Source organism: Pseudomonas yamanorum, from assembly GCF_900105735.1.
Lineage (GTDB): Bacteria > Pseudomonadota > Gammaproteobacteria > Pseudomonadales > Pseudomonadaceae > Aquipseudomonas > Aquipseudomonas yamanorum.
Window position 1 is genome coordinate 5,309,369 of sequence record NZ_LT629793.1, and the last position, 18,657, is coordinate 5,328,025.

19 protein-coding genes are annotated in these 18,657 nt (G+C 62.1%); all 19 read left to right on the forward strand.

What is annotated here, in order from left to right:
* Positions 1-155: 155 nt before the first annotated feature.
* The 19 genes from BLU46_RS25060 to fliQ all read left to right on the forward strand — a co-directional run bounded on the left by BLU46_RS25060 (position 156) and on the right by fliQ (position 18,649).
* Positions 156-1,631 carry a sigma-54 dependent transcriptional regulator gene (locus BLU46_RS25060; protein WP_063028088.1) on the forward strand — a complete coding sequence of 492 codons (1,476 nt, stop codon included), beginning with the start codon at positions 156-158 and terminating at the stop codon, positions 1,629-1,631.
* A 110-nt stretch (positions 1,632-1,741) separates the two neighbouring features.
* Positions 1,742-2,953, forward strand: coding sequence for a sensor histidine kinase (locus BLU46_RS25065; protein ID WP_093210191.1), 1,212 nt, complete (start codon positions 1,742-1,744; stop codon positions 2,951-2,953).
* Between the two features lie 6 nt (positions 2,954-2,959).
* A complete protein-coding gene (locus BLU46_RS25070; RefSeq protein ID WP_093207479.1) occupies positions 2,960-4,342 on the forward strand; it encodes a sigma-54-dependent transcriptional regulator in 1,383 nt (460 codons plus the stop codon).
* Between the two features lie 130 nt (positions 4,343-4,472).
* The gene (gene fliE, locus BLU46_RS25075) at positions 4,473-4,805 is read left to right on the forward strand and encodes a flagellar hook-basal body complex protein FliE (protein ID WP_003214581.1); all 333 of its coding nucleotides are present in this window, start codon (positions 4,473-4,475) and stop codon (positions 4,803-4,805) included.
* Between the two features lie 14 nt (positions 4,806-4,819).
* On the forward strand, positions 4,820-6,595 hold the full coding sequence (gene fliF, locus BLU46_RS25080; protein ID WP_063028092.1) for a flagellar basal-body MS-ring/collar protein FliF: 1,776 nt from the start codon (positions 4,820-4,822) through the stop codon (positions 6,593-6,595).
* Entirely contained in the window at positions 6,588-7,607 is a 1,020-nt protein-coding gene (gene fliG, locus BLU46_RS25085) for a flagellar motor switch protein FliG (RefSeq protein ID WP_017477457.1), read from the forward strand. Before fliF ends, fliG begins: the two co-directional genes overlap by 8 nt.
* A gap of 10 nt (positions 7,608-7,617) precedes the next feature.
* Complete coding sequence (fliH, locus tag BLU46_RS25090; protein WP_063028094.1) at positions 7,618-8,382, forward strand: flagellar assembly protein FliH; 765 nt, start codon at positions 7,618-7,620, stop codon at positions 8,380-8,382.
* Positions 8,372-9,730 (forward strand): flagellar protein export ATPase FliI, encoded by a 1,359-nt coding sequence (fliI, locus tag BLU46_RS25095; RefSeq protein WP_017477459.1) that lies wholly within the window; start codon positions 8,372-8,374, stop codon positions 9,728-9,730. Before fliH ends, fliI begins: the two co-directional genes overlap by 11 nt.
* Before the next feature lie 3 nt (positions 9,731-9,733).
* The gene (gene fliJ, locus BLU46_RS25100; RefSeq protein WP_008434833.1) at positions 9,734-10,183 is read left to right on the forward strand and encodes a flagellar export protein FliJ; all 450 of its coding nucleotides are present in this window, start codon (positions 9,734-9,736) and stop codon (positions 10,181-10,183) included.
* An 88-nt stretch (positions 10,184-10,271) separates the two neighbouring features.
* The gene (locus BLU46_RS25105) at positions 10,272-10,577 is read left to right on the forward strand and encodes an STAS domain-containing protein (protein ID WP_063028096.1); all 306 of its coding nucleotides are present in this window, start codon (positions 10,272-10,274) and stop codon (positions 10,575-10,577) included.
* A complete protein-coding gene (locus BLU46_RS25110; RefSeq protein WP_093207482.1) occupies positions 10,574-12,292 on the forward strand; it encodes a fused response regulator/phosphatase in 1,719 nt (572 codons plus the stop codon). The genes BLU46_RS25105 and BLU46_RS25110 overlap by 4 nt, the downstream gene beginning before the upstream one ends.
* Positions 12,293-12,322: 30 nt before the next feature.
* Complete coding sequence (locus tag BLU46_RS25115) at positions 12,323-12,670, forward strand: Hpt domain-containing protein (RefSeq protein ID WP_020480190.1); 348 nt, start codon at positions 12,323-12,325, stop codon at positions 12,668-12,670.
* Positions 12,671-13,596: 926 nt separating this feature from the next.
* Entirely contained in the window at positions 13,597-14,967 is a 1,371-nt protein-coding gene (locus tag BLU46_RS25130; protein ID WP_093207486.1) for a flagellar hook-length control protein FliK, read from the forward strand.
* 249 nt (positions 14,968-15,216) lie between these two features.
* Positions 15,217-15,717, forward strand: a complete 501-nt coding sequence (fliL, locus tag BLU46_RS25135; protein ID WP_017477463.1) for a flagellar basal body-associated protein FliL — start codon at positions 15,217-15,219, stop codon at positions 15,715-15,717.
* 9 nt (positions 15,718-15,726) lie between these two features.
* The gene (gene fliM / locus BLU46_RS25140) at positions 15,727-16,695 is read left to right on the forward strand and encodes a flagellar motor switch protein FliM (protein ID WP_010166091.1); all 969 of its coding nucleotides are present in this window, start codon (positions 15,727-15,729) and stop codon (positions 16,693-16,695) included.
* A 34-nt stretch (positions 16,696-16,729) separates the two neighbouring features.
* Positions 16,730-17,197, forward strand: coding sequence for a flagellar motor switch protein FliN (gene fliN, locus BLU46_RS25145; RefSeq protein WP_063028102.1), 468 nt, complete (start codon positions 16,730-16,732; stop codon positions 17,195-17,197).
* Between the two features lies 1 nt (position 17,198).
* Positions 17,199-17,633: a flagellar biosynthetic protein FliO gene (gene fliO / locus BLU46_RS25150; protein ID WP_076015157.1), complete on the forward strand. Its 435-nt coding sequence runs from the start codon at positions 17,199-17,201 to the stop codon at positions 17,631-17,633.
* On the forward strand, positions 17,633-18,376 hold the full coding sequence (gene fliP, locus BLU46_RS25155) for a flagellar type III secretion system pore protein FliP (protein WP_003214554.1): 744 nt from the start codon (positions 17,633-17,635) through the stop codon (positions 18,374-18,376). Before fliO ends, fliP begins: the two co-directional genes overlap by 1 nt.
* 3 nt (positions 18,377-18,379) lie before the next feature.
* Positions 18,380-18,649, forward strand: a complete 270-nt coding sequence (gene fliQ, locus BLU46_RS25160) for a flagellar biosynthesis protein FliQ (protein ID WP_003214552.1) — start codon at positions 18,380-18,382, stop codon at positions 18,647-18,649.
* Positions 18,650-18,657 lie beyond the last annotated feature (8 nt).

Sequence of the window (18,657 nt, forward strand, 5' to 3'; positions counted from 1 at the left end):
AACAAGGCGCGTCATTAATTTGACCGTGCACATATTTTTGACTTAACTAGTGCTATTTTCAGACGTCAGAAAGCTGTAGCGCAGAAAATGCCTACCGCTATCTAGATTGCCCCAACTCGAGGGCATTAGAGTTTTACTAGGGAAGTTGCTATTGCATGTGGCGTGAAACCAAAATCCTGCTGATCGATGACGATAGCGTTCGACGCCGCGATCTGGCGGTGATCCTGAATTTTCTTGGGGAAGAAAATTTACCCTGCGGCAGCCACGACTGGCAGCAGGCGGTCAGCTCTTTGTCGTCGAGCCGTGAAGTCATTTGTGTGCTGATCGGGACGGTAAATGCTCCTGGCGCCGTTTTGGGCTTGTTAAAGACACTGTCAACCTGGGATGAGTTCCTTCCGGTGTTGCTGATGGGCGATATTTCTTCTGTGGACCTTCCGGAAGACCAGCGCCGTCGTGTCCTTTCCACCCTCGAAATGCCACCCAGCTACAGCAAATTGCTCGATTCCCTGCACCGTGCCCAGGTCTACCGCGAGATGTACGACCAGGCCCGCGAACGCGGCCGTCACCGCGAACCCAATCTTTTCCGCAGCCTCGTCGGCACCAGCCGTGCGATCCAGCACGTGCGCCAGATGATGCAGCAAGTTGCCGACACCGACGCCAGCGTGCTGATCCTTGGCGAGTCCGGCACCGGCAAGGAAGTGGTTGCGCGCAACCTGCATTACCACTCCAAGCGCCGCGACGGGCCGTTCGTGCCGGTCAACTGCGGGGCGATCCCGGCAGAGCTGCTGGAAAGCGAACTGTTCGGCCACGAGAAGGGCGCCTTTACCGGGGCGATCACCAGCCGTGCCGGGCGTTTTGAACTGGCCAACGGCGGCACCTTGTTCCTCGACGAAATCGGCGACATGCCGCTGCCGATGCAGGTCAAGCTGCTGCGGGTCTTGCAGGAGCGCACCTTCGAGCGTGTGGGTAGCAACAAGACCCAAAGCGTCGACGTGCGCATCATTGCCGCTACCCACAAAAACCTCGAAAGCATGATCGAGGTCGGCAGCTTCCGCGAAGACCTGTACTACCGCCTCAACGTATTCCCGATTGAAATGGCGCCCCTGCGCGAGCGTGTCGAAGACATCCCGCTGCTGATGAACGAACTGATTTCGCGCATGGAGCACGAAAAGCGCGGTTCGATCCGTTTCAACTCGGCGGCGATCATGTCCCTGTGCCGTCACGGCTGGCCGGGCAACGTCCGCGAGCTGGCCAACCTGGTGGAGCGCATGGCGATCATGCACCCGTACGGGGTGATCGGCGTGGTCGAGCTGCCGAAGAAATTCCGCTACGTCGACGACGAAGACGAGCAACTGGTAGACAGCCTGCGCAGCGACCTGGAAGAGCGCGTGGCCATCAACGGCCATACGCCGGACCTCGGCTCCACTGCCATGCTGCCGCCGGAAGGCCTGGACTTGAAAGACTACCTCGGCAGCCTTGAACAAGGCCTGATCCAGCAGGCCCTCGACGACGCCAACGGCATCGTCGCCCGTGCCGCCGAACGCCTGCGCATTCGCCGCACCACCCTGGTGGAGAAGATGCGCAAGTACGGCATGAGCCGCAAAGAAGGTGATGAACAGGCGGATGATTGACGCCTGTTTTTCAAACCGCTGATTAATCAGCGGTTTTTTTTCGGCACGGGTATTGCTACAGCACTCGCAACGTTCCGTTTAACTGACGGTCAGCCAAGCGAGAGAGCATGATGCCCCACGCCGCCCAACTATCTTCGGTCCCTGACACTCAGGGGCCTGCCCCCTCCGTAGAGCAGATCAGCCGTCTCGGGCTTGAGCAGGCGTTTTCCCTGTTCAACCAGATGTCGAGCCAATTGACTGACTCCTACAGCCTGTTGGAAGCACGGGTTTCCGAGCTTAAAGGCGAGTTGGCGGTGGTCAGCGCCCAGCGCATGGAAGAGCTGGCCGAGAAAGAGCGCCTGGCCAACCGCCTGCAAAACCTCCTCGACCTGTTGCCCGGTGGCGTGATCGTCATCGACGACCAGGGCCGCGTGCGCGAAGCCAACCCGGCCGCCTGCGACATGCTGGGCCTGCCGCTGGAAGGCGAGCTGTGGCGCGAGGTCATCACCCGCTGCTTTGCGCCGCGGGAAGACGACGGCCACGAAATCTCCCTCAAGGACGGACGCCGCTTGTCCATCGCCACCCGTTCCCTGGATGCCGAGCCCGGCCAGTTGGTGTTGCTCAACGACCTGACTGAAACCCGTCACCTGCAAGACCAGTTGGCACGCCACGAGCGCCTGTCATCCCTGGGGCGGATGGTCGCTTCTCTGGCGCATCAGATTCGTACCCCGTTGTCCGCTGCGCTGATTTACGCCAGTCATTTGACTGATGAGCAGTTGCCGGCGGCCACCCACCAGCGTTTTGCCGGGCGGCTCAAGGAGCGCCTGCACGAGCTGGAGCATCAGGTGCGCGACATGCTGGTGTTTGCCCGCGGCGAATTGCCGCTGACCGATCGTGTCACCCCGGCTGCATTGATGCAGTCCCTGCAAGCCGCAGCCGCCACCCATATCCAGGAAGCGTCAGTCCGTTGGCAGTGCGACAGCCATCACGGCGAGTTGCTGTGCAACCGCGACACCCTGGTGGGCGCGCTGCTCAACCTGATCGAAAACGCGACCCAGGCCAGCGGCCCCGGGGCGCGGCTCAAAGTGCACCTGTATAGTCGCGGCGACACCTTGCGCCTGAGCATCAGCGACGGTGGCAGCGGGATTGACCCGGTGGTGCTGCAACGCCTCGGCGAACCTTTTTTCACCACCAAAACCAACGGTACCGGCCTGGGCCTGACCGTGGTCAAGGCAGTCGCCCGTGCCCATCAGGGAGAATTGCAGCTGCATTCCCGGTTGGGTCGCGGCACGTGCGCGTTGATCACGCTGCCGCTGTTTTCATGCGCCGTCAGCGCGGAGTAAAAGGTCATGGCTATCAAGGTTTTATTGGTTGAAGACGATCGCGCCCTGCGTGAAGCATTGGCTGACACGCTGTTGCTGGCGGGCCATGACTACCGGGCGGTCGGTTCTGCCGAAGACGCCTTGGAGGCCGTGGAGCAGGAGTCCTTCAGCCTGGTGGTCAGCGACGTGAACATGCCGGGCATGGACGGCCACCAATTGCTCGGCCTGTTGCGTGCGCGCCAGCCGCAATTGCCGGTGCTGTTGATGACCGCCCACGGTGCCGTGGAGCGCGCCGTCGACGCCATGCGCCAGGGCGCTGCGGATTACCTGGTCAAACCTTTCGAACCCAAAGCCTTGATCGAACTGGTCGCCCGCCATGCCCTCGGTGCCCTGGGTGTCGCTGACGGCGAAGGTCCGATTGCCTTCGAGCCGGCCAGTGCGCAATTGCTGGAGCTGGCGGCCCGTGTCGCCCGCAGCGATTCCACCGTATTGATCTCCGGCGAGTCCGGCACCGGCAAGGAAGTGCTGGCGCGCTACATCCACCAGCAGTCCCATCGTGCCAGTCAGCCGTTCATTGCGATCAACTGCGCGGCCATCCCCGACAACATGCTCGAAGCCACCTTGTTCGGCCATGAGAAAGGCTCGTTCACCGGCGCCATCGCCGCCCAGGCCGGCAAGTTCGAGCAGGCCGATGGCGGCACCATCCTGCTCGACGAAATCTCCGAAATGCCCCTTGGCCTGCAAGCCAAATTGTTGCGGGTATTGCAGGAGCGCGAAGTGGAGCGGGTGGGGGCACGCAAGCCGATCCAGCTGGACATCCGTGTGGTGGCCACCACCAACCGCGACCTGGCGGGCGAAGTGGCGGCGGGGCGCTTCCGTGAGGATCTGTTCTACCGCCTCTCGGTGTTCCCGTTGGCCTGGCGCCCGTTGCGCGAGCGCCCGGCAGACATCATTCCGCTGGCCGAACGCCTGCTGAGCAAGCACGTCAATAAAATGAAGCACGCCCAGGCGCGCCTGTCGCCCGACGCCCAGGCCTGCCTGATCAGCTACCCCTGGCCCGGCAACGTGCGGGAACTGGACAATGCAATCCAGCGCGCTTTGATTCTGCAACAGGGCGGTTTGATCCAGCCTCAAGACTTCTGCCTGGCCATGGGCACGGGCGCAGCGCCGTTGCCAAGCCTGGCGGTCGCGCCACAGATTGAAGCCGCGCCTGCCGAGTCGGCCGGTGCCTTGGGTGACGACCTGCGCCGCCGCGAATTCCAGATGATCATCGACACCTTGCGCTCCGAGCGCGGCCGCCGCAAAGAGGCCGCCGAGCGCCTGGGTATCAGCCCGCGCACCCTGCGCTACAAGCTGGCGCAGATGCGCGATGCCGGGATGGACGTGGAAGCCTACCTCTACGCCACCTGAAAATTCTCGAAGCCGACAAGGTCAGTCGCCTTTTCTTACAGAATGCCACGGAGCTGGCACCCTTGTTGCTACCACCCCTGTAATCGCTGTGTAGTGTCAAAAAATTGCGGGTCGTCGGAGAGAGAAGGTCATGAGCCAAGGTGTTGAGTTCAATCGGTTGATGTTGGATATGCGGTCCATGCAAATGGATGCCATGGCCCAACCGAAATCCGCCGCGCAAGCCGTGCCGGAATTGGGCCAGAGCAGCTTTGCCGACATGCTCGGCCAGGCCATCAACAAAGTCAGCGATACCCAACAGGCCTCCAATCAGTTGGCCACCGCCTTCGAGATCGGCAAAAGCGGCGTGGACCTCACCGACGTGATGGTCGCCTCGCAAAAAGCCAGCGTTTCATTCCAGGCCTTGACCCAGGTGCGCAACAAGCTGGTTCAAGCCTATCAAGACATCATGCAGATGCCGGTTTAAGGACGATTTGAGTCATGGCAGAAGCAGTCGTGGATAACGCACCCGCCAAGGCAGACGGCAAGCCGCCGCTGTTTGGCCTGTCGTTCCTGGAAAACCTCTCCGAGATGACCATGCTGCGTCAGGTGGGCCTGATGGTCGGCCTGGCTGCCAGCGTGGCGATTGGTTTTGCCGTGGTGCTGTGGTCCCAGCAACCGGATTACCGCCCGCTGTATGGCAGTCTCGCGGGCATGGATTCCAAGCAGATCATGGAAACCCTGGCAGCAGCCGACATCGGCTACACCGTCGAACCGAATTCCGGCGCCCTGTTGGTCAAGGCCGATGATGTGGCCCGTGCGCGGATGAAGCTGGCTGCGGCCGGCGTCACTCCTTCCGACGCCAATATCGGCTTTGAAATCCTCGACAAGGACCAAGGCCTGGGTACCAGCCAGTTCATGGAAGCCACCCGCTACCGTCGTGGCCTGGAAGGCGAGCTGGCGCGGACTATTTCTGCGTTGAACAACGTCAAGGGCGCCCGCGTGCACCTGGCGATTCCGAAAAGCTCGGTGTTTGTACGCGACGAGCGCAAGCCCAGCGCCTCGGTACTGGTCGAGCTGTTTGCCGGCCGCTCCCTGGAGCCTGGCCAGGTGTTGGCGATCATCAACCTGGTGGCCACCAGCGTTCCCGAATTGAGCAAGTCGCAAATCACCGTGGTCGACCAGAAGGGCAACCTGCTGTCGGACCTCGCGGAAAACTCTTCGCTGACCATGGCCGGCAAGCAGTTCGACTACAGCCGTCGCATGGAAAGCATGCTGACCCAGCGTGTGCACAACATCCTGCAACCGGTGTTGGGCAATGATCGCTACAAGGCTGAAGTGTCTGCCGACGTGGACTTCAGCGCCGTCGAGTCCACCTCCGAGCAGTTCAACCCGGACCAGCCTGCCTTGCGCAGCGAGCAATCGACCACCGAACAACGCACCGCCAGCAATGGCCCGCAAGGCGTGCCGGGTGCCCTGAGCAACCAGCCGCCAACCCCGGCCACGGCGCCGCAAACTACCGGTGGCGCTGCCGCTACCGCGGGTGCGGTGCAACCTGGCCAGCCGCTGCTGGACGCCAACGGTCAGCAGATCATGGACCCGGCCACCGGCCAGCCCATGCTCGCGCCGTACCCGGCCGACAAGCGCAACCAGTCCACCAAGAACTTCGAGCTCGACCGCTCCATCAGCCACACCAAGCAGCAGCAGGGCCGGATCAATCGCCTGTCGGTGTCGGTGGTCGTGGATGACCAGGTCAAGATCAACGCCGCCGACGGCGCCGTTACCCGTGCCCCGTGGAGCGCCGATGAATTGGCGCGCTTCACCCGCCTGGTGCAGGACGCGGTGGGCTTCGATGCCAGCCGTGGCGACAGCGTCAGCGTAATCAACATGCCGTTTTCCGCCGAGCGGGGCGAGGTGATTGCCGAGGCAGCGTTCTATACTCAGCCGTGGTTCTGGGACATCGTCAAGCAAGTGCTGGGTGTGCTGTTCATCCTGGTGCTGGTGTTCGGTGTGCTGCGTCCGGTGCTCAACAACATTACCGGTCACGGCAAAAAACAACTGGCCCTGGCCGGCGGCGACGTCGAACTGGGTGGCATGGGCGGCCTGGATGGCGAACTGGCCAACGACCGCGTGAGCCTCGGTGGCCCGCAAAGCATTCTGTTGCCGAGCCCGAGCGAGGGTTATGACGCTCAGTTGAACGCAATCAAGAGCCTGGTGGCCGAAGACCCGGGTCGTGTGGCCCAAGTCGTGAAAGAGTGGATTAACGCAGATGAGTGATAGCCGAGCTGCAGTAGCCAAACTCTCCCGGGTCGACAAAGCCGCCGTGCTGTTGCTGTCCCTTGGAGAAACCGACGCCGCCCAAGTGCTGCGCCACATGGGGCCCAAAGAGGTTCAGCGTGTCGGCGTGGCCATGGCGCAAATGCGCAATGTGCACCGTGAGCAAGTCGAGCAGGTGATGAGCGAGTTCGTCGAGATCGTCGGCGACCAGACCAGCCTGGGTGTCGGCTCCGACAGCTACATTCGCAAGATGCTCACCTCGGCCCTGGGCGAAGACAAGGCCAACGGCCTGATCGACCGCATCCTGCTGGGTGGCAACACCAGCGGCCTCGACAGCCTGAAGTGGATGGAACCGCGGGCCGTGGCCGACGTGATCCGCTACGAACACCCGCAGATCCAGGCGATCGTGGTGGCGTATCTCGACCCCGACCAGGCCGGTGAAGTGCTCGGCCATTTCGACCACAAGGTGCGCCTGGACATCATCCTGCGCGTCTCGTCGTTGAACACCGTACAGCCGGCGGCCCTGAAAGAATTGAACACGATTCTCGAGAAGCAGTTCTCGGGTAATTCCAACGCTTCGCGTACCACGTTGGGCGGCATCAAGCGTGCGGCCGACATCATGAACTTCCTCGACAGTTCGGTGGAAGGCCAGTTGATGGACTCGATCCGCGAGATCGACGATACCCTGTCGGTGCAGATCGAAGACCTCATGTTCGTGTTCAACAACCTCTCCGATGTCGACGACCGTGGCATCCAGGCGTTGCTGCGTGAAGTCTCCTCCGACGTGCTGGTGCTGGCCCTTAAGGGCTCGGACGAAGGCGTCAAGGAAAAGATCTTCAAGAACATGTCCAAGCGGGCTTCCGAACTGTTGCGCGACGACCTCGAGGCCAAGGGCCCGGTGCGCGTCAGCGACGTGGAAACTGCGCAGAAAGAAATCCTCACCATTGCCCGCCGTATGGCCGAAGCCGGAGAAATCGTTCTCGGTGGGAAGGGCGGCGAAGAAATGATTTAAGGCGCCGCGCATGTCGAACAAAGATGAGACGCCCAGCGATCTGATTCGCGCACGGGACGTCGGAGGGTTCGACGTCTGGTCGCTGCCCAGTTTCGACCCGCATCGCCCGGAGCCAGAGCCCGAGCCGGTAGAAGAAGCTCCGGCCGAGATGGAAGAGGTGCCGCTGGAAGAAGTCCAGCCACTGACCCTGGAAGAGCTCGAAAGCATTCGTCAGGAAGCCTACAACGAAGGTTTTTCCACCGGCGAGAAAGACGGTTTTCGCAGCACCACCCTCAAGGTCCGCCAGGAAGCCGAGGCGGCGCTGAGCGTCAAGCTGGCCAGCCTGGAAACCCTGATGGGCAGCCTGTTCGAGCCCATCGCCGAGCAGGATTCGCAGATCGAAAAAGCCATGGTCGGGCTGGTGGAGCACATCACCCGCCAGGTGATTCAGCGCGAATTGGCCCTGGATTCCACGCAAATCGAAAGCGTGATGCGCGAAGCCCTCAAGCTGCTGCCCCTGGGCGTCGGCAATGTGCGGCTGTACATCAATCCCCAGGATTTCGAACAGGTCAAAGCCCTGCGCGAGCGCCATGAAGAAACCTGGCGCATCGTCGAAGACGCCGCGCTGCTGCCCGGTGGTTGCCGAGTCGAGACCGAGCACAGCCGCATCGACGCCACGGTGGAGACGCGCATCACCCAGATCATGGCCAAGCTGTTTGACCAGTTGCACGAGCAGGCGCTGCACCCGGCGGAGCCGGACTTGAGCGTCGAGCTGGACACCCCTGATGCGCCTTGATCGCACCAGCTTCGCCAAGCGCCTGGGTGGCTATGCCGAAGTCACTGAGTTGCCGGGCCAGCCGATCCTGGAGGGCCGCCTGCTGCGCATGGTCGGCCTGACCCTGGAAGCGGAAGGCCTGCGCGCAGCCATGGGCAGCCGGTGCATGGTGATCAACGACGACAGCTACCACCCGGTGCAGGTCGAAGCCGAAGTGATGGGCTTTTCCGGCAGCAAAGTATTCCTGATGCCCGTCGGCAGCGTTGCCGGTATCGCGCCCGGCGCCCGAGTGGTGCCGCTGGCGGATACCGGCCGCCTGCCCATGGGCATGAGCATGCTCGGCCGGGTGCTGGATGGCGCCGGCCGTGCCCTCGACGGCAAGGGCGGGATGAAGGCTGAAGACTGGGTGCCGATGGACGGCCCGACCATCAACCCCCTCAAGCGCAACCCCATCAGCGTGCCGCTGGACGTGGGCATTCGCAGCATCAACGGATTATTGACGGTGGGCCGCGGCCAGCGCCTGGGCCTGTTCGCCGGTACCGGCGTGGGTAAGTCGGTGCTGCTGGGCATGATGACCCGCTTTACCGAGGCCGACATCATCGTGGTCGGGCTGATCGGCGAGCGGGGCCGCGAGGTGAAGGAATTCATCGAGCACAGCCTCGGCGAAGAAGGCCTCAAGCGCTCAGTGGTGGTCGCCTCACCGGCGGATGACGCGCCGCTGATGCGCCTGCGTGCCGCGATGTACTGCACACGCATCGCCGAATATTTTCGCGACAAGGGCAAGAACGTCCTGTTGCTGATGGACTCCCTGACCCGTTTCGCCCAGGCCCAGCGGGAAATTGCCCTGGCCATTGGCGAGCCGCCAGCCACCAAGGGCTATCCGCCGTCGGTGTTTGCCAAGCTGCCCAAGCTGGTGGAGCGCGCCGGTAACGCTGAAGCCGGTGGGGGTTCGATCACCGCGTTCTACACCGTGCTTTCCGAGGGCGATGACCAGCAGGACCCGATTGCCGACTCGGCGCGGGGCGTGCTCGACGGGCACATCGTGCTGTCCCGGCGCTTGGCCGAGGAAGGGCACTACCCGGCCATCGACATCGAAGCCTCCATCAGCCGGGTGATGCCGTCGGTGGTCACGCCTGAGCACATGATGCGCGCACAGCAGTTCAAGCAACTGTGGTCGCGCTATCAACAGAGCCGCGACCTGATCAGCGTGGGCGCCTATGTGGCCGGCGGTGATCGCGAGACCGACCTGGCGATTGCCCTGCAACCTCAACTGGTGACCTACCTGCGCCAAGGCCTCAACGACAAGATCAGCATGGGTGAAAGCGAGGCGCATCTGGGTAGCATCTTCGCTCCGGCACCCGGCGGATAAACCATGGCCAATACCCGCGCCGCACGCCTTGCCCCGGTGGTGGACATGGCCGAAAAAGCTGAAAAGACCGCCGTCCAGCGCCTGGGTTACTTCCAGGGCCAGGTTCGCCTGGCGGAAAGCAAGCTGGGGGATTTGGAACGCTTTCGCGGCGAGTACCAGCAGCAGTGGATCGAGCGCGGCAGCAAAGGCGTCTCCGGCCAATGGCTGATGGGCTACCAGGGCTTTCTCAACCAGTTGGAAACCGCCGTCGGCCAGCAGCGCCAGAGCCTGGCCTGGCACCAGGCCAATGTCGACAAGGCCCGCGACAGCTGGCAACAGGCCTACGCCCGGGTCGAAGGCCTGCGCAAGCTGGTGCAACGCTACATCGACGAAGCCCGCGCGCTGGAAGACAAGCGCGAGCAGAAGTTGCTCGATGAACTGTCCCAGCGTCTGCCCCGCCAAAACCCCTATTGAGCACGCCACCCGTCCCACATGGAGTTGCCCACTTCCCCATCACCTGCTAAACCTTGTTGCACATTGCCAATGACAAGGAAGCAGTCGAATGTCAGTCGAATCAGAAGTGTCCCTGGATGGGAAGAAAGCGACGATCACCGTCAAGGGCCGATTCGATTTCGGTAGTCACCAGGCTTTTCGTGATGCCTACGAAAAGTTCTACAAGGTGCCCGAGATCTACGTGGTGGACTTGAAGGAAACCACCTACATGGACAGCTCGGCCCTGGGCATGCTCCTGCTGCTGCGGGACCATGCCGGCGGCGACGATGCCGAAGTGCAGGTGGTCAACAGCAACTCCGACGTGCGCAAGATCCTCGCCATCTCCAACTTCGACAAACTGTTCGACCTCACTTGAGCGTCCTGGCCCCGGTCCTCGAGGCGCTGACGGTATTGATCGCCGAAGACAGCGCCGCCGACCTGCTGTTGCTGTCGAGCATCGTGCGCCGTCAGGGCCACCAGGTACTGACCGCCAGCAACGGCCAGGAAGCCGTCGACGTGTTTACCCGCGAGCGGCCGCAGTTGGTGCTGATGGACGCACTGATGCCGGTCATGGACGGCTTCGAGGCGGCCCGGCAAATCAAGCAACTGGCGGGGGAGGCGCTGGTGCCGATTATCTTCCTCACCTCCCTGCGCGAGAGTGAAGCCCTGGCCCAGTGCCTGGATGCCGGCGGCGACGACTTCCTGGCCAAGCCCTATAACCAAGTGATTCTGGCGGCCAAAATCAACGCCATGGACCGCCTGCGTCGCTTGCAGGCCACGGTGTTGCAGCAGCGCGACCTGATCGCCCGGCACCACGACTACCTGCTGCAGGAGCAGCGCGTGGCCAAGGCGGTGTTCGACAAAGTCGCGCATTCCGGCTGCATCAACGCCGCGCCAAATATTCGCTACGTGCAATCGCCTTATGCGTTGTTCAACGGTGACTTGTTGCTGGCTGCCTACACGCCGTCGGGCGATATGCATGTGCTGCTGGGGGACTTTACCGGTCATGGTTTGCCGGCGGCGGTCGGCGCGATGCCGCTGGCGGAAGTGTTCTACGGCATGACGGCCAAGGGCTACGGCCTGGCGCAGACCCTGCGGGAGATGAACGCCAAGCTCAAGCGCATCCTGCCGGTGGACATGTTCTGCTGCGCCACCTTGCTGTGCCTCAGCGCCCAGCGCCGGGTGGTGGAAGTGTGGAACGGCGGCATGCCCGAGGGCTATGTGCATGACATCGCCACTGGCAAGCGCACGCCGCTGGTGTCGCGGCATTTGCCATTGGGCGTGCTGACGGCCGAGGCGTTTGATGACCGCACTGAAGTCTGGCCGATGGCGCTGGGCGACCGGGTGTTCTTGCTGTCGGATGGTGTGCTGGATACTGCGGATGCCCAGGAGCAGTTGTTTGGCGCCGAGCGTTTGCAGCAGGTTTTTGCGGCCAACCGCGAGCCGGACCGGTTATTCGAGGAGATCGAGCAGGCCCTGGCGGCTTTTCGCGGCGAAGTGCGTGATGACGTCAGCATGGTGGAGATCAGCCTGCAGGCGGGGGAGGCGTTGCGTTCGCCGTCGATGGTGTATTCCGACAGCGGCCAGTCGTCGCCGCTGGATTGGTCGGTGAGTTTTGAGTTTCGGGCCGAGACGCTCAAGTCCTACAACCCGTTGCCGTATTTGTTGCAGTTGCTGTTGGAGGTTCATGGCCTGCGTGAGCAAAGCGGGGCGTTGTATAGCGTGATGGCGGAGTTGTATTCCAACGCTCTGGAGCATGGGGTGCTGGGGTTGGATTCGCGGCTCAAGCGTGATGCCCAGGGGTTTGCGGCGTATTACCGCGAGCGTAATGAGCGGCTGGCGCGGTTGAGCAGTGGGTATGTGCGGGTGCATCTGAATGTGGTGCCGATCGGGGAGGGTGGGTGCCTGACCTTGCGGATCGAGGACAGTGGGTCGGGGTTTGATGTGGAGAAGGTGCTGGCCAGGCCGCTGGATGTTGACCGTCTGTCTGGTCGGGGGTTGAGCCTGGTGCGGCAGTTGAGCAGCGATGTAGGCTGGTCTGACGGAGGGCGGTGTGCGTGCGTGGAGTTTTCATGGAAGGCTCTGGCATAATCCGCCGATTCTTGATCAAGGAGCGAACAAGTGGCAGAGATTCATCTGGACCCCGATGTGCTGACTGGCTTGCAGGAGGTCATGGAGGGTGAGTATCCGAAGCTGCTCGACACTTTTCTCGATGATTCGCAGAAGCGGGTAGAGGCGCTGCGCCGGGCCCGGGATGACGCGAAAGCCCTTGGGCGGATTGCCCATAGCTTTAAGGGGAGCAGCGGTAACCTTGGGGCGGTGCGGTTGGCTGAGCTTTGTCAGTTGCTCGAGGATACGTCCGCGAAGCACGCTTTTACGGATTTGGGGCGACTGGTGGATGAGATTGACCATGAATTCGCGCTGGTGCGGCCGTTGTATGAGCATGAGCGGGAGCGCTTTCAGCTCTGACGTTTTGGCTCTGAGGTGGTGTGTATATCCGTTATTTAGGTAACGGCCGCCTATGGTTCCGCTCTTACAGCGGCTCACTTTGGAAAAGCCCCAAAGTAAGCAAAGGGCTCTGCCCCGCCTGTCGGCGCCTCGCTGTGGCTCGGCGTTCCCTCACTCCGGCATTGCTCCGCGGGCCGCCGCGACGGGCCATCCATGGCCCGGCGCGGCTAAACCGGCGTCCTGCCGGTTTACCCGCTCCGCAATACCTGCGTTCGGCCTCGGGCTTATTGGGGCAGTCAGATCAAGATCAAGATCAAAAGCAAAAGCACAGCGGCCTCCCGGCCGGCTTGAGTGTTAAAAGCAAAGGCAAGATCCAGAGCGAAAGCCAAATCTGAAGCTGATGCAGCTCTGCTTTTCTGTGGGAGCTGGCTTGCCTGCGATGCAGACAACTCGGTGCATCAGGTAGGCCCAGTTGATGCCATCGCAGGCAAGCCAGCTCCCACATTTGACCGTGCTCGCTTTAGCTTTTGATTTGGCTTTTGCTCTTCAACACTCAAGCCGGCCGGGAGGCCGCTGTGCCCTTGATCTGCTTTTGATCTTGATCTTAGGCGCCCCGTTAAACCACGCTGGCCGAACGCAGGCTTTGGAGCGTGGGTAACCTGGCAGGACGCCAGGTTAGCCGTCCTGGGCCAGGGATGGCCCATGACGGCGGCCCACGGTCCAAAGCCGGAGTGAGGGCACTCCGAGCCTAGGCGAGGAGCCGAGTGGTGGGGCAAGAGCCCTTTGGTTACTTTGGGGCTTTTCCAAAGTGACCCGCTGTAAGAGCGGAACCAATAGAAGCCATCACCCAAATAACGGATATACACCCAAAACCAAAACCTGGCCCAACTCTTGCTATACCTCCTGTAACCGCACCCTCGACCCCTGTGCGGCGGAGACTCTTAGCTATGGCAATCACCCCGAATTCGCTTCTTCAGGCGGCCCCCGCGGCCAAGCCTCAAGCGCCCGCTGCCAATCCACCGGCAGTGGCTGCGGACCCGCGGGACAAGGCCCCGGGCTTCGCTCAGGTGTTCGCCAAACAGGCCCCCGCGCCCACGGCAAAACCCACCGACACCACCACCAAGTCGACCCGCGACAAGCCTGCGGACGCCAGCACCAAGCCCGCCGCCAACAACGACAAGCCTGCCGCCGGCACTCCATCGGTTGCCGATAACGGCAAGACTTTGCCTGCCACCCCGCCGGCCAAGCCCGACACCCCGGACACCACCGCCAAGACCGACGACACGGCCCCGGCAGATGACCCCGCCCTGGCCCAGCAACCCCCGGTCGACCCCGCCGTCGACCCGGCGCTGATGGTCGCGGTAGTCCCCGTTCCCGTCCCGGCAACGCCAGCGCCCGTCGAAACACCGGCACCGGCTGTCGCGAAAGACGACAAGGCCCAGCCAGTGGTAGCGCCACCCGTGGCCGCCACCGACGACGCCAAGCCCGCCTTCGACCCAGAAGCCGATCCACTGGACGCCATGCCCGCCGTGCGCCTGGCCATGGAGCAGGGCGGACACGTATCTGCCAGCAGCCAAACCCCAGCCAAAGGCACGCCGGCCCCGACCCAGGATCAGCCAACTGCCGCGCAAAACTTCGCCACTGGCCTGGCCAGTATGGTCGACCAGCAAGCGTCCAAGGACAGCACCGACCAGGGCGGCGACAAAGCCTTCACCGGCCAGATCGATGGCGGCCTCAAGGACCTGAAAGACGCCCGCAGCGACACCCGTGTCGACGATTTCGCCAATCGCCTCGCTGCACTGACCCAGGCCGCCACGCCGAAAACTGCAAATGCCCTACCGCCGGTCGCCAACGCACCACTGGCCATGCACCAGAGCGGTTGGACCGACGAGGTGGTGAACCGGGTCATGTACTTGTCCAGCGCCAACCTCAAATCGGCAGAGATCCAGCTGCAACCCGCTGAACTGGGCCGCCTGGACATCAGCGTGAAAATGTCCGCTGACCAACAGGCGCAGGTCACCTTCATGAGCGGCCACGCGGTGGTTCGTGACGCGTTGGAAAGCCAGTCGGGCCGTCTGCGGGAGATGTTTGCCCAGCAGGGCATGGGCCAGGTCGACGTCAACGTGTCTGACCAATCCCGGGGCTGGCAGGGTCAGCAGGGTCAGGATCAACAACAGCAGAGCCAGGCACGCGGCGTCAGTGGCAGCGGCGGGCGGGGTGATGGGGTTAATGGTGGCGGTATCGGTGAGGTGGCAGAGGTTGCCGCGCCGGTGGTGCAGTCCATCATTGGTTCCAGTGCCGTGGACTACTACGCCTGATCTGAGAAGCGGCCCTTTTTCCAGTTGGAATCAGGTCATGTGGGAGCTGGCTTGCCTGCGATAGCGGTGGGTCAGCAACCAAGATATCGGCTGGCAGGGCCTCATCGCAGGCAAGCCAGCTCCCACAGTTGATCGGGGTTGTGAGTGAGAGAGCCGTACTCTTCCCATCTGAACTGACAACTCTGGCATAACACTTGCTCTTGCCTTTCCCCAGAACTATGAATCCCTGAATAGTGACGGATTATTGGCATGGCGAAGAGCGACGACGTAGCAACACCACCCGCAGGCAAGGGCAAGCTTAAGCTTATCCTGCTGATTGTCCTGGCCTTGTTCCTGGCGATCGGCCTGTCCGTGGGGGCTACCTGGTACTTCATGCACAGCGCCCAGAGCAAACCGGCCGCGACGGCCGAGGTCAACCCTAACGTCAAGCAACCGGCAATCTTCGAGCCGATGCTTCCGGCGTTTGTCGCCAACTTCAATCAGAACGGCCGTCAACGCTACCTGCAGGTGAGCATTACCCTGCTGGCGCGTAACCAGGCAGACCTGGATGCCCTCAAGGTGCACATGCCAGTGATCCGCAACAACCTGGTGATGCTGTTTTCCGCCCAGCCCTTCGACACCCTCGCCACCCCGGTGGGCCAGGAAATGCTGCGCCAGAAGGTCACTGCCAGCGTGCAGGAAGTGGCCCAGAAGGAAGTCGGCAAACCGGTGATCGAGCAGGTGCTCTTCACTAATTTTGTATTGCAGTAGGATCACGACATGGCCGTGCAGGACCTGCTGTCCCAGGATGAAATCGATGCGCTGCTCCACGGCGTCGACGATGGTCTGGTACAGACCGAAATGGCTGCCGAGCCCGGCAGCGTCAAAAGCTACGACCTGACCAGCCAGGATCGCATCGTCCGTGGACGCATGCCGACCCTGGAGATGATCAACGAGCGTTTCGCCCGTTACACCCGCATCAGCATGTTCAACATGCTGCGCCGCTCGGCGGACGTGGCGGTGGGCGGCGTGCAGGTGATGAAGTTCGGTGAATACGTGCACTCGCTGTACGTGCCCACCAGCCTCAACCTGGTGAAGATCAAGCCTCTGCGCGGCACCGCGTTGTTCATCCTCGACGCCAAGCTGGTGTTCAAGCTGGTGGACAACTTCTTCGGCGGTGACGGCCGTCACGCCAAGATCGAAGGCCGTGAATTTACCCCGACTGAATTGCGCGTGGTGCGCATGGTGCTGGAGCAGGCCTTCATCGACTTGAAGGAAGCCTGGCAGGCGATCATGGAAGTCAATTTCGAGTACATCAACTCGGAAGTGAACCCGGCCATGGCCAACATCGTCGGCCCCAGCGAAGCCATTGTGGTCTCCACCTTCCACATCGAACTCGATGGCGGTGGCGGCGACCTGCACGTGACCATGCCGTACTCGATGATCGAGCCGGTGCGCGAAATGCTCGATGCCGGCTTCCAGTCCGACCTCGACGACCAGGACGAACGCTGGGTCAAGGCCCTGCGCGAAGACTTGCTGGACGTCGACGTACCCCTGAGCGCCACCGTGGCCCGTCGCCAGTTGCGGTTGCGGGATATTTTGCACATGCAGCCGGGGGATGTGATTCCCGTCGAGCTGCCGGAAGAACTGATCATGCGCGCCAACGGCGTGCCGTCGTTCAAGGTCAAGCTGGGTTCTCACAAAGGCAACCTCGCGTTGCAAGTGATTGAACCGATCAACCGCCGCTGATCCACATTAATTTCTGCTCCGCCGAGGACATGTAATGGCTACCGAACACGAAAACACTTCCGCCGAAGACCAGGCCCTGGCTGACGAGTGGGCGGCTGCCCTGGAGGAAACCGGCGATGTCGGCCAGGACGATATCGACGCGCTGCTGGCAGCTGATGCGGCCACCGCACCGGTGGGCAACCGCCTTCCCATGGAAGAGTTTGGCAGCGTGCCGAAGAACAACGAGCCGGTGACCCTGGACGGTCCGAACCTGGACGTGATCCTCGACATCCCGGTGTCGATCTCCATGGAAGTCGGCAGCACCGAAATCAACATCCGCAACCTGCTGCAACTCAACCAGGGTTCGGTGATCGAGCTGGATCGTCTGGCCGGTGAGCCGCTGGACGTGCTGGTCAACGGCACGCTGATCGCCCATGGCGAAGTGGTGGTGGTCAACGAGAAGTTCGGCATCCGCCTGACCGACGTGATCAGTCCAAGTGAACGCATCAAGAAGTTGCGTTGATATGAAGCGCTCATTGGTAGGACTGTTATCGACGCTGCCCTTGAGCGTAATGGCAGCAGAACCGGTCGCCCAGGCGGCCGCACCGGCGCTCGGCAGTGGCGTTGGCGGGCAACTGACCCAGTTGGTGTTGGGCTTGTTGTTGGTGGTGGGGCTGATCTTCGTGCTCGCCTGGGTGTTGCGCCGTGTACAGCGCATCGGTCCGGGCAATGCCCAGGTGATTGAGCTGGTGGGTTCGCGTGCCCTTGGCCCGCGGGACCGGCTGGTGCTGGTGCAGGTGGGCGAAGAGCAGATTCTGCTGGGCATCACCCCCGGCCGTATCACCCCGTTGCACGTGCTCAAGCAGCCTGTGGAAGTGGCCCAGACCCAAGCGGCCACGCCGGAATTCGCCCAGCGCCTCATGGAGTTGCTGGGCAAGGATCAGAAGGATAAGAAGTAATGCGCGTTTTATTGACGCTCATGCTGTTGCTGGCAGCGCCGCTGGCGTACGCGGCAGACCCGTTGTCGATCCCGGCGATTACCCTGGGCACCAACGCGGCGGGCGCGCAGGAGTATTCGGTCAGCCTGCAGATCCTGCTGATCATGACCGCGCTGAGCTTCATCCCCGCGTTCGTGATGCTGATGACCAGTTTCACCCGGATCATCATCGTGTTCTCGATCCTGCGCCAGGCCCTCGGCCTGCAACAGACGCCGTCGAACCAGATCCTGACCGGCATGGCGCTGTTCCTGACGCTGTTCATCATGGCGCCGGTGTTCGACAAGGTGAACCAGCAAGCCCTGCAACCCTATCTGGCGGAGAAAATGACCGCCCAGGATGCGATCGACAAGGCCCAGGGCCCGATCAAGGATTTCATGCTGTCGCAGACCCGTTCCAGCGACCTTGAGTTGTTCGTGCGGCTGTCCAAGCGTACCGACATCGCCAGTCCCGACATGGCGCCGCTGACCATCCTGGTGCCGGCGTTCGTGACCTCGGAGCTGAAGACTGCGTTCCAGATTGGCTTCATGATCTTCATTCCGTTCCTGATCATCGACCTCGTTGTGGCGAGTGTGCTGATGGCCATGGGTATGATGATGCTGTCGCCGCTGATCATTTCGTTGCCGTTCAAGATCATGCTGTTTGTGTTGGTGGACGGGTGGGCGCTGATTATCGGCACCCTGGCCGGCAGTTTCGGTGGGGTGTAGACGATGACGCCAGAAGTAGCGGTCGACCTGTTTCGTGAAGCCCTGTGGCTGACCACCATGATGGTCGCTGTGCTGGTAGTGCCGAGCCTGTTGGTGGGCCTGCTGGTGGCGATGTTCCAGGCTGCGACCCAGATCAACGAACAGACCCTGAGCTTTCTGCCGCGCCTGCTGGTAATGCTGATCACCCTGATCGTTGCCGGCCCGTGGCTGGTGCAAACCTTCATGGAATACATCCTGCAGCTGTACGGCAGTATTCCGCAGTTGATCGGCTGACCCCGTGA

Coding starts and splice junctions, on each gene's coding strand:
- BLU46_RS25130 (WP_093207486.1), top strand. CDS start 13,597: ATGGCAATCACCCCGAATTCGCTTCTTCAGGCGGCCCCCGCGGCCAAG.
- BLU46_RS25070 (WP_093207479.1), top strand. CDS start 2,960: ATGGCTATCAAGGTTTTATTGGTTGAAGACGATCGCGCCCTGCGTGAA.
- fliO (WP_076015157.1), top strand. CDS start 17,199: ATGAAGCGCTCATTGGTAGGACTGTTATCGACGCTGCCCTTGAGCGTA.
- fliH (WP_063028094.1), top strand. CDS start 7,618: ATGTCGAACAAAGATGAGACGCCCAGCGATCTGATTCGCGCACGGGAC.
- fliN (WP_063028102.1), top strand. CDS start 16,730: ATGGCTACCGAACACGAAAACACTTCCGCCGAAGACCAGGCCCTGGCT.
- fliF (WP_063028092.1), top strand. CDS start 4,820: ATGGCAGAAGCAGTCGTGGATAACGCACCCGCCAAGGCAGACGGCAAG.
- BLU46_RS25060 (WP_063028088.1), top strand. CDS start 156: ATGTGGCGTGAAACCAAAATCCTGCTGATCGATGACGATAGCGTTCGA.
- fliL (WP_017477463.1), top strand. CDS start 15,217: ATGGCGAAGAGCGACGACGTAGCAACACCACCCGCAGGCAAGGGCAAG.
- fliI (WP_017477459.1), top strand. CDS start 8,372: ATGCGCCTTGATCGCACCAGCTTCGCCAAGCGCCTGGGTGGCTATGCC.
- BLU46_RS25065 (WP_093210191.1), top strand. CDS start 1,742: ATGCCCCACGCCGCCCAACTATCTTCGGTCCCTGACACTCAGGGGCCT.
- fliG (WP_017477457.1), top strand. CDS start 6,588: ATGAGTGATAGCCGAGCTGCAGTAGCCAAACTCTCCCGGGTCGACAAA.
- fliP (WP_003214554.1), top strand. CDS start 17,633: ATGCGCGTTTTATTGACGCTCATGCTGTTGCTGGCAGCGCCGCTGGCG.
- fliE (WP_003214581.1), top strand. CDS start 4,473: ATGAGCCAAGGTGTTGAGTTCAATCGGTTGATGTTGGATATGCGGTCC.
- fliQ (WP_003214552.1), top strand. CDS start 18,380: ATGACGCCAGAAGTAGCGGTCGACCTGTTTCGTGAAGCCCTGTGGCTG.
- BLU46_RS25105 (WP_063028096.1), top strand. CDS start 10,272: ATGTCAGTCGAATCAGAAGTGTCCCTGGATGGGAAGAAAGCGACGATC.
- fliJ (WP_008434833.1), top strand. CDS start 9,734: ATGGCCAATACCCGCGCCGCACGCCTTGCCCCGGTGGTGGACATGGCC.
- fliM (WP_010166091.1), top strand. CDS start 15,727: ATGGCCGTGCAGGACCTGCTGTCCCAGGATGAAATCGATGCGCTGCTC.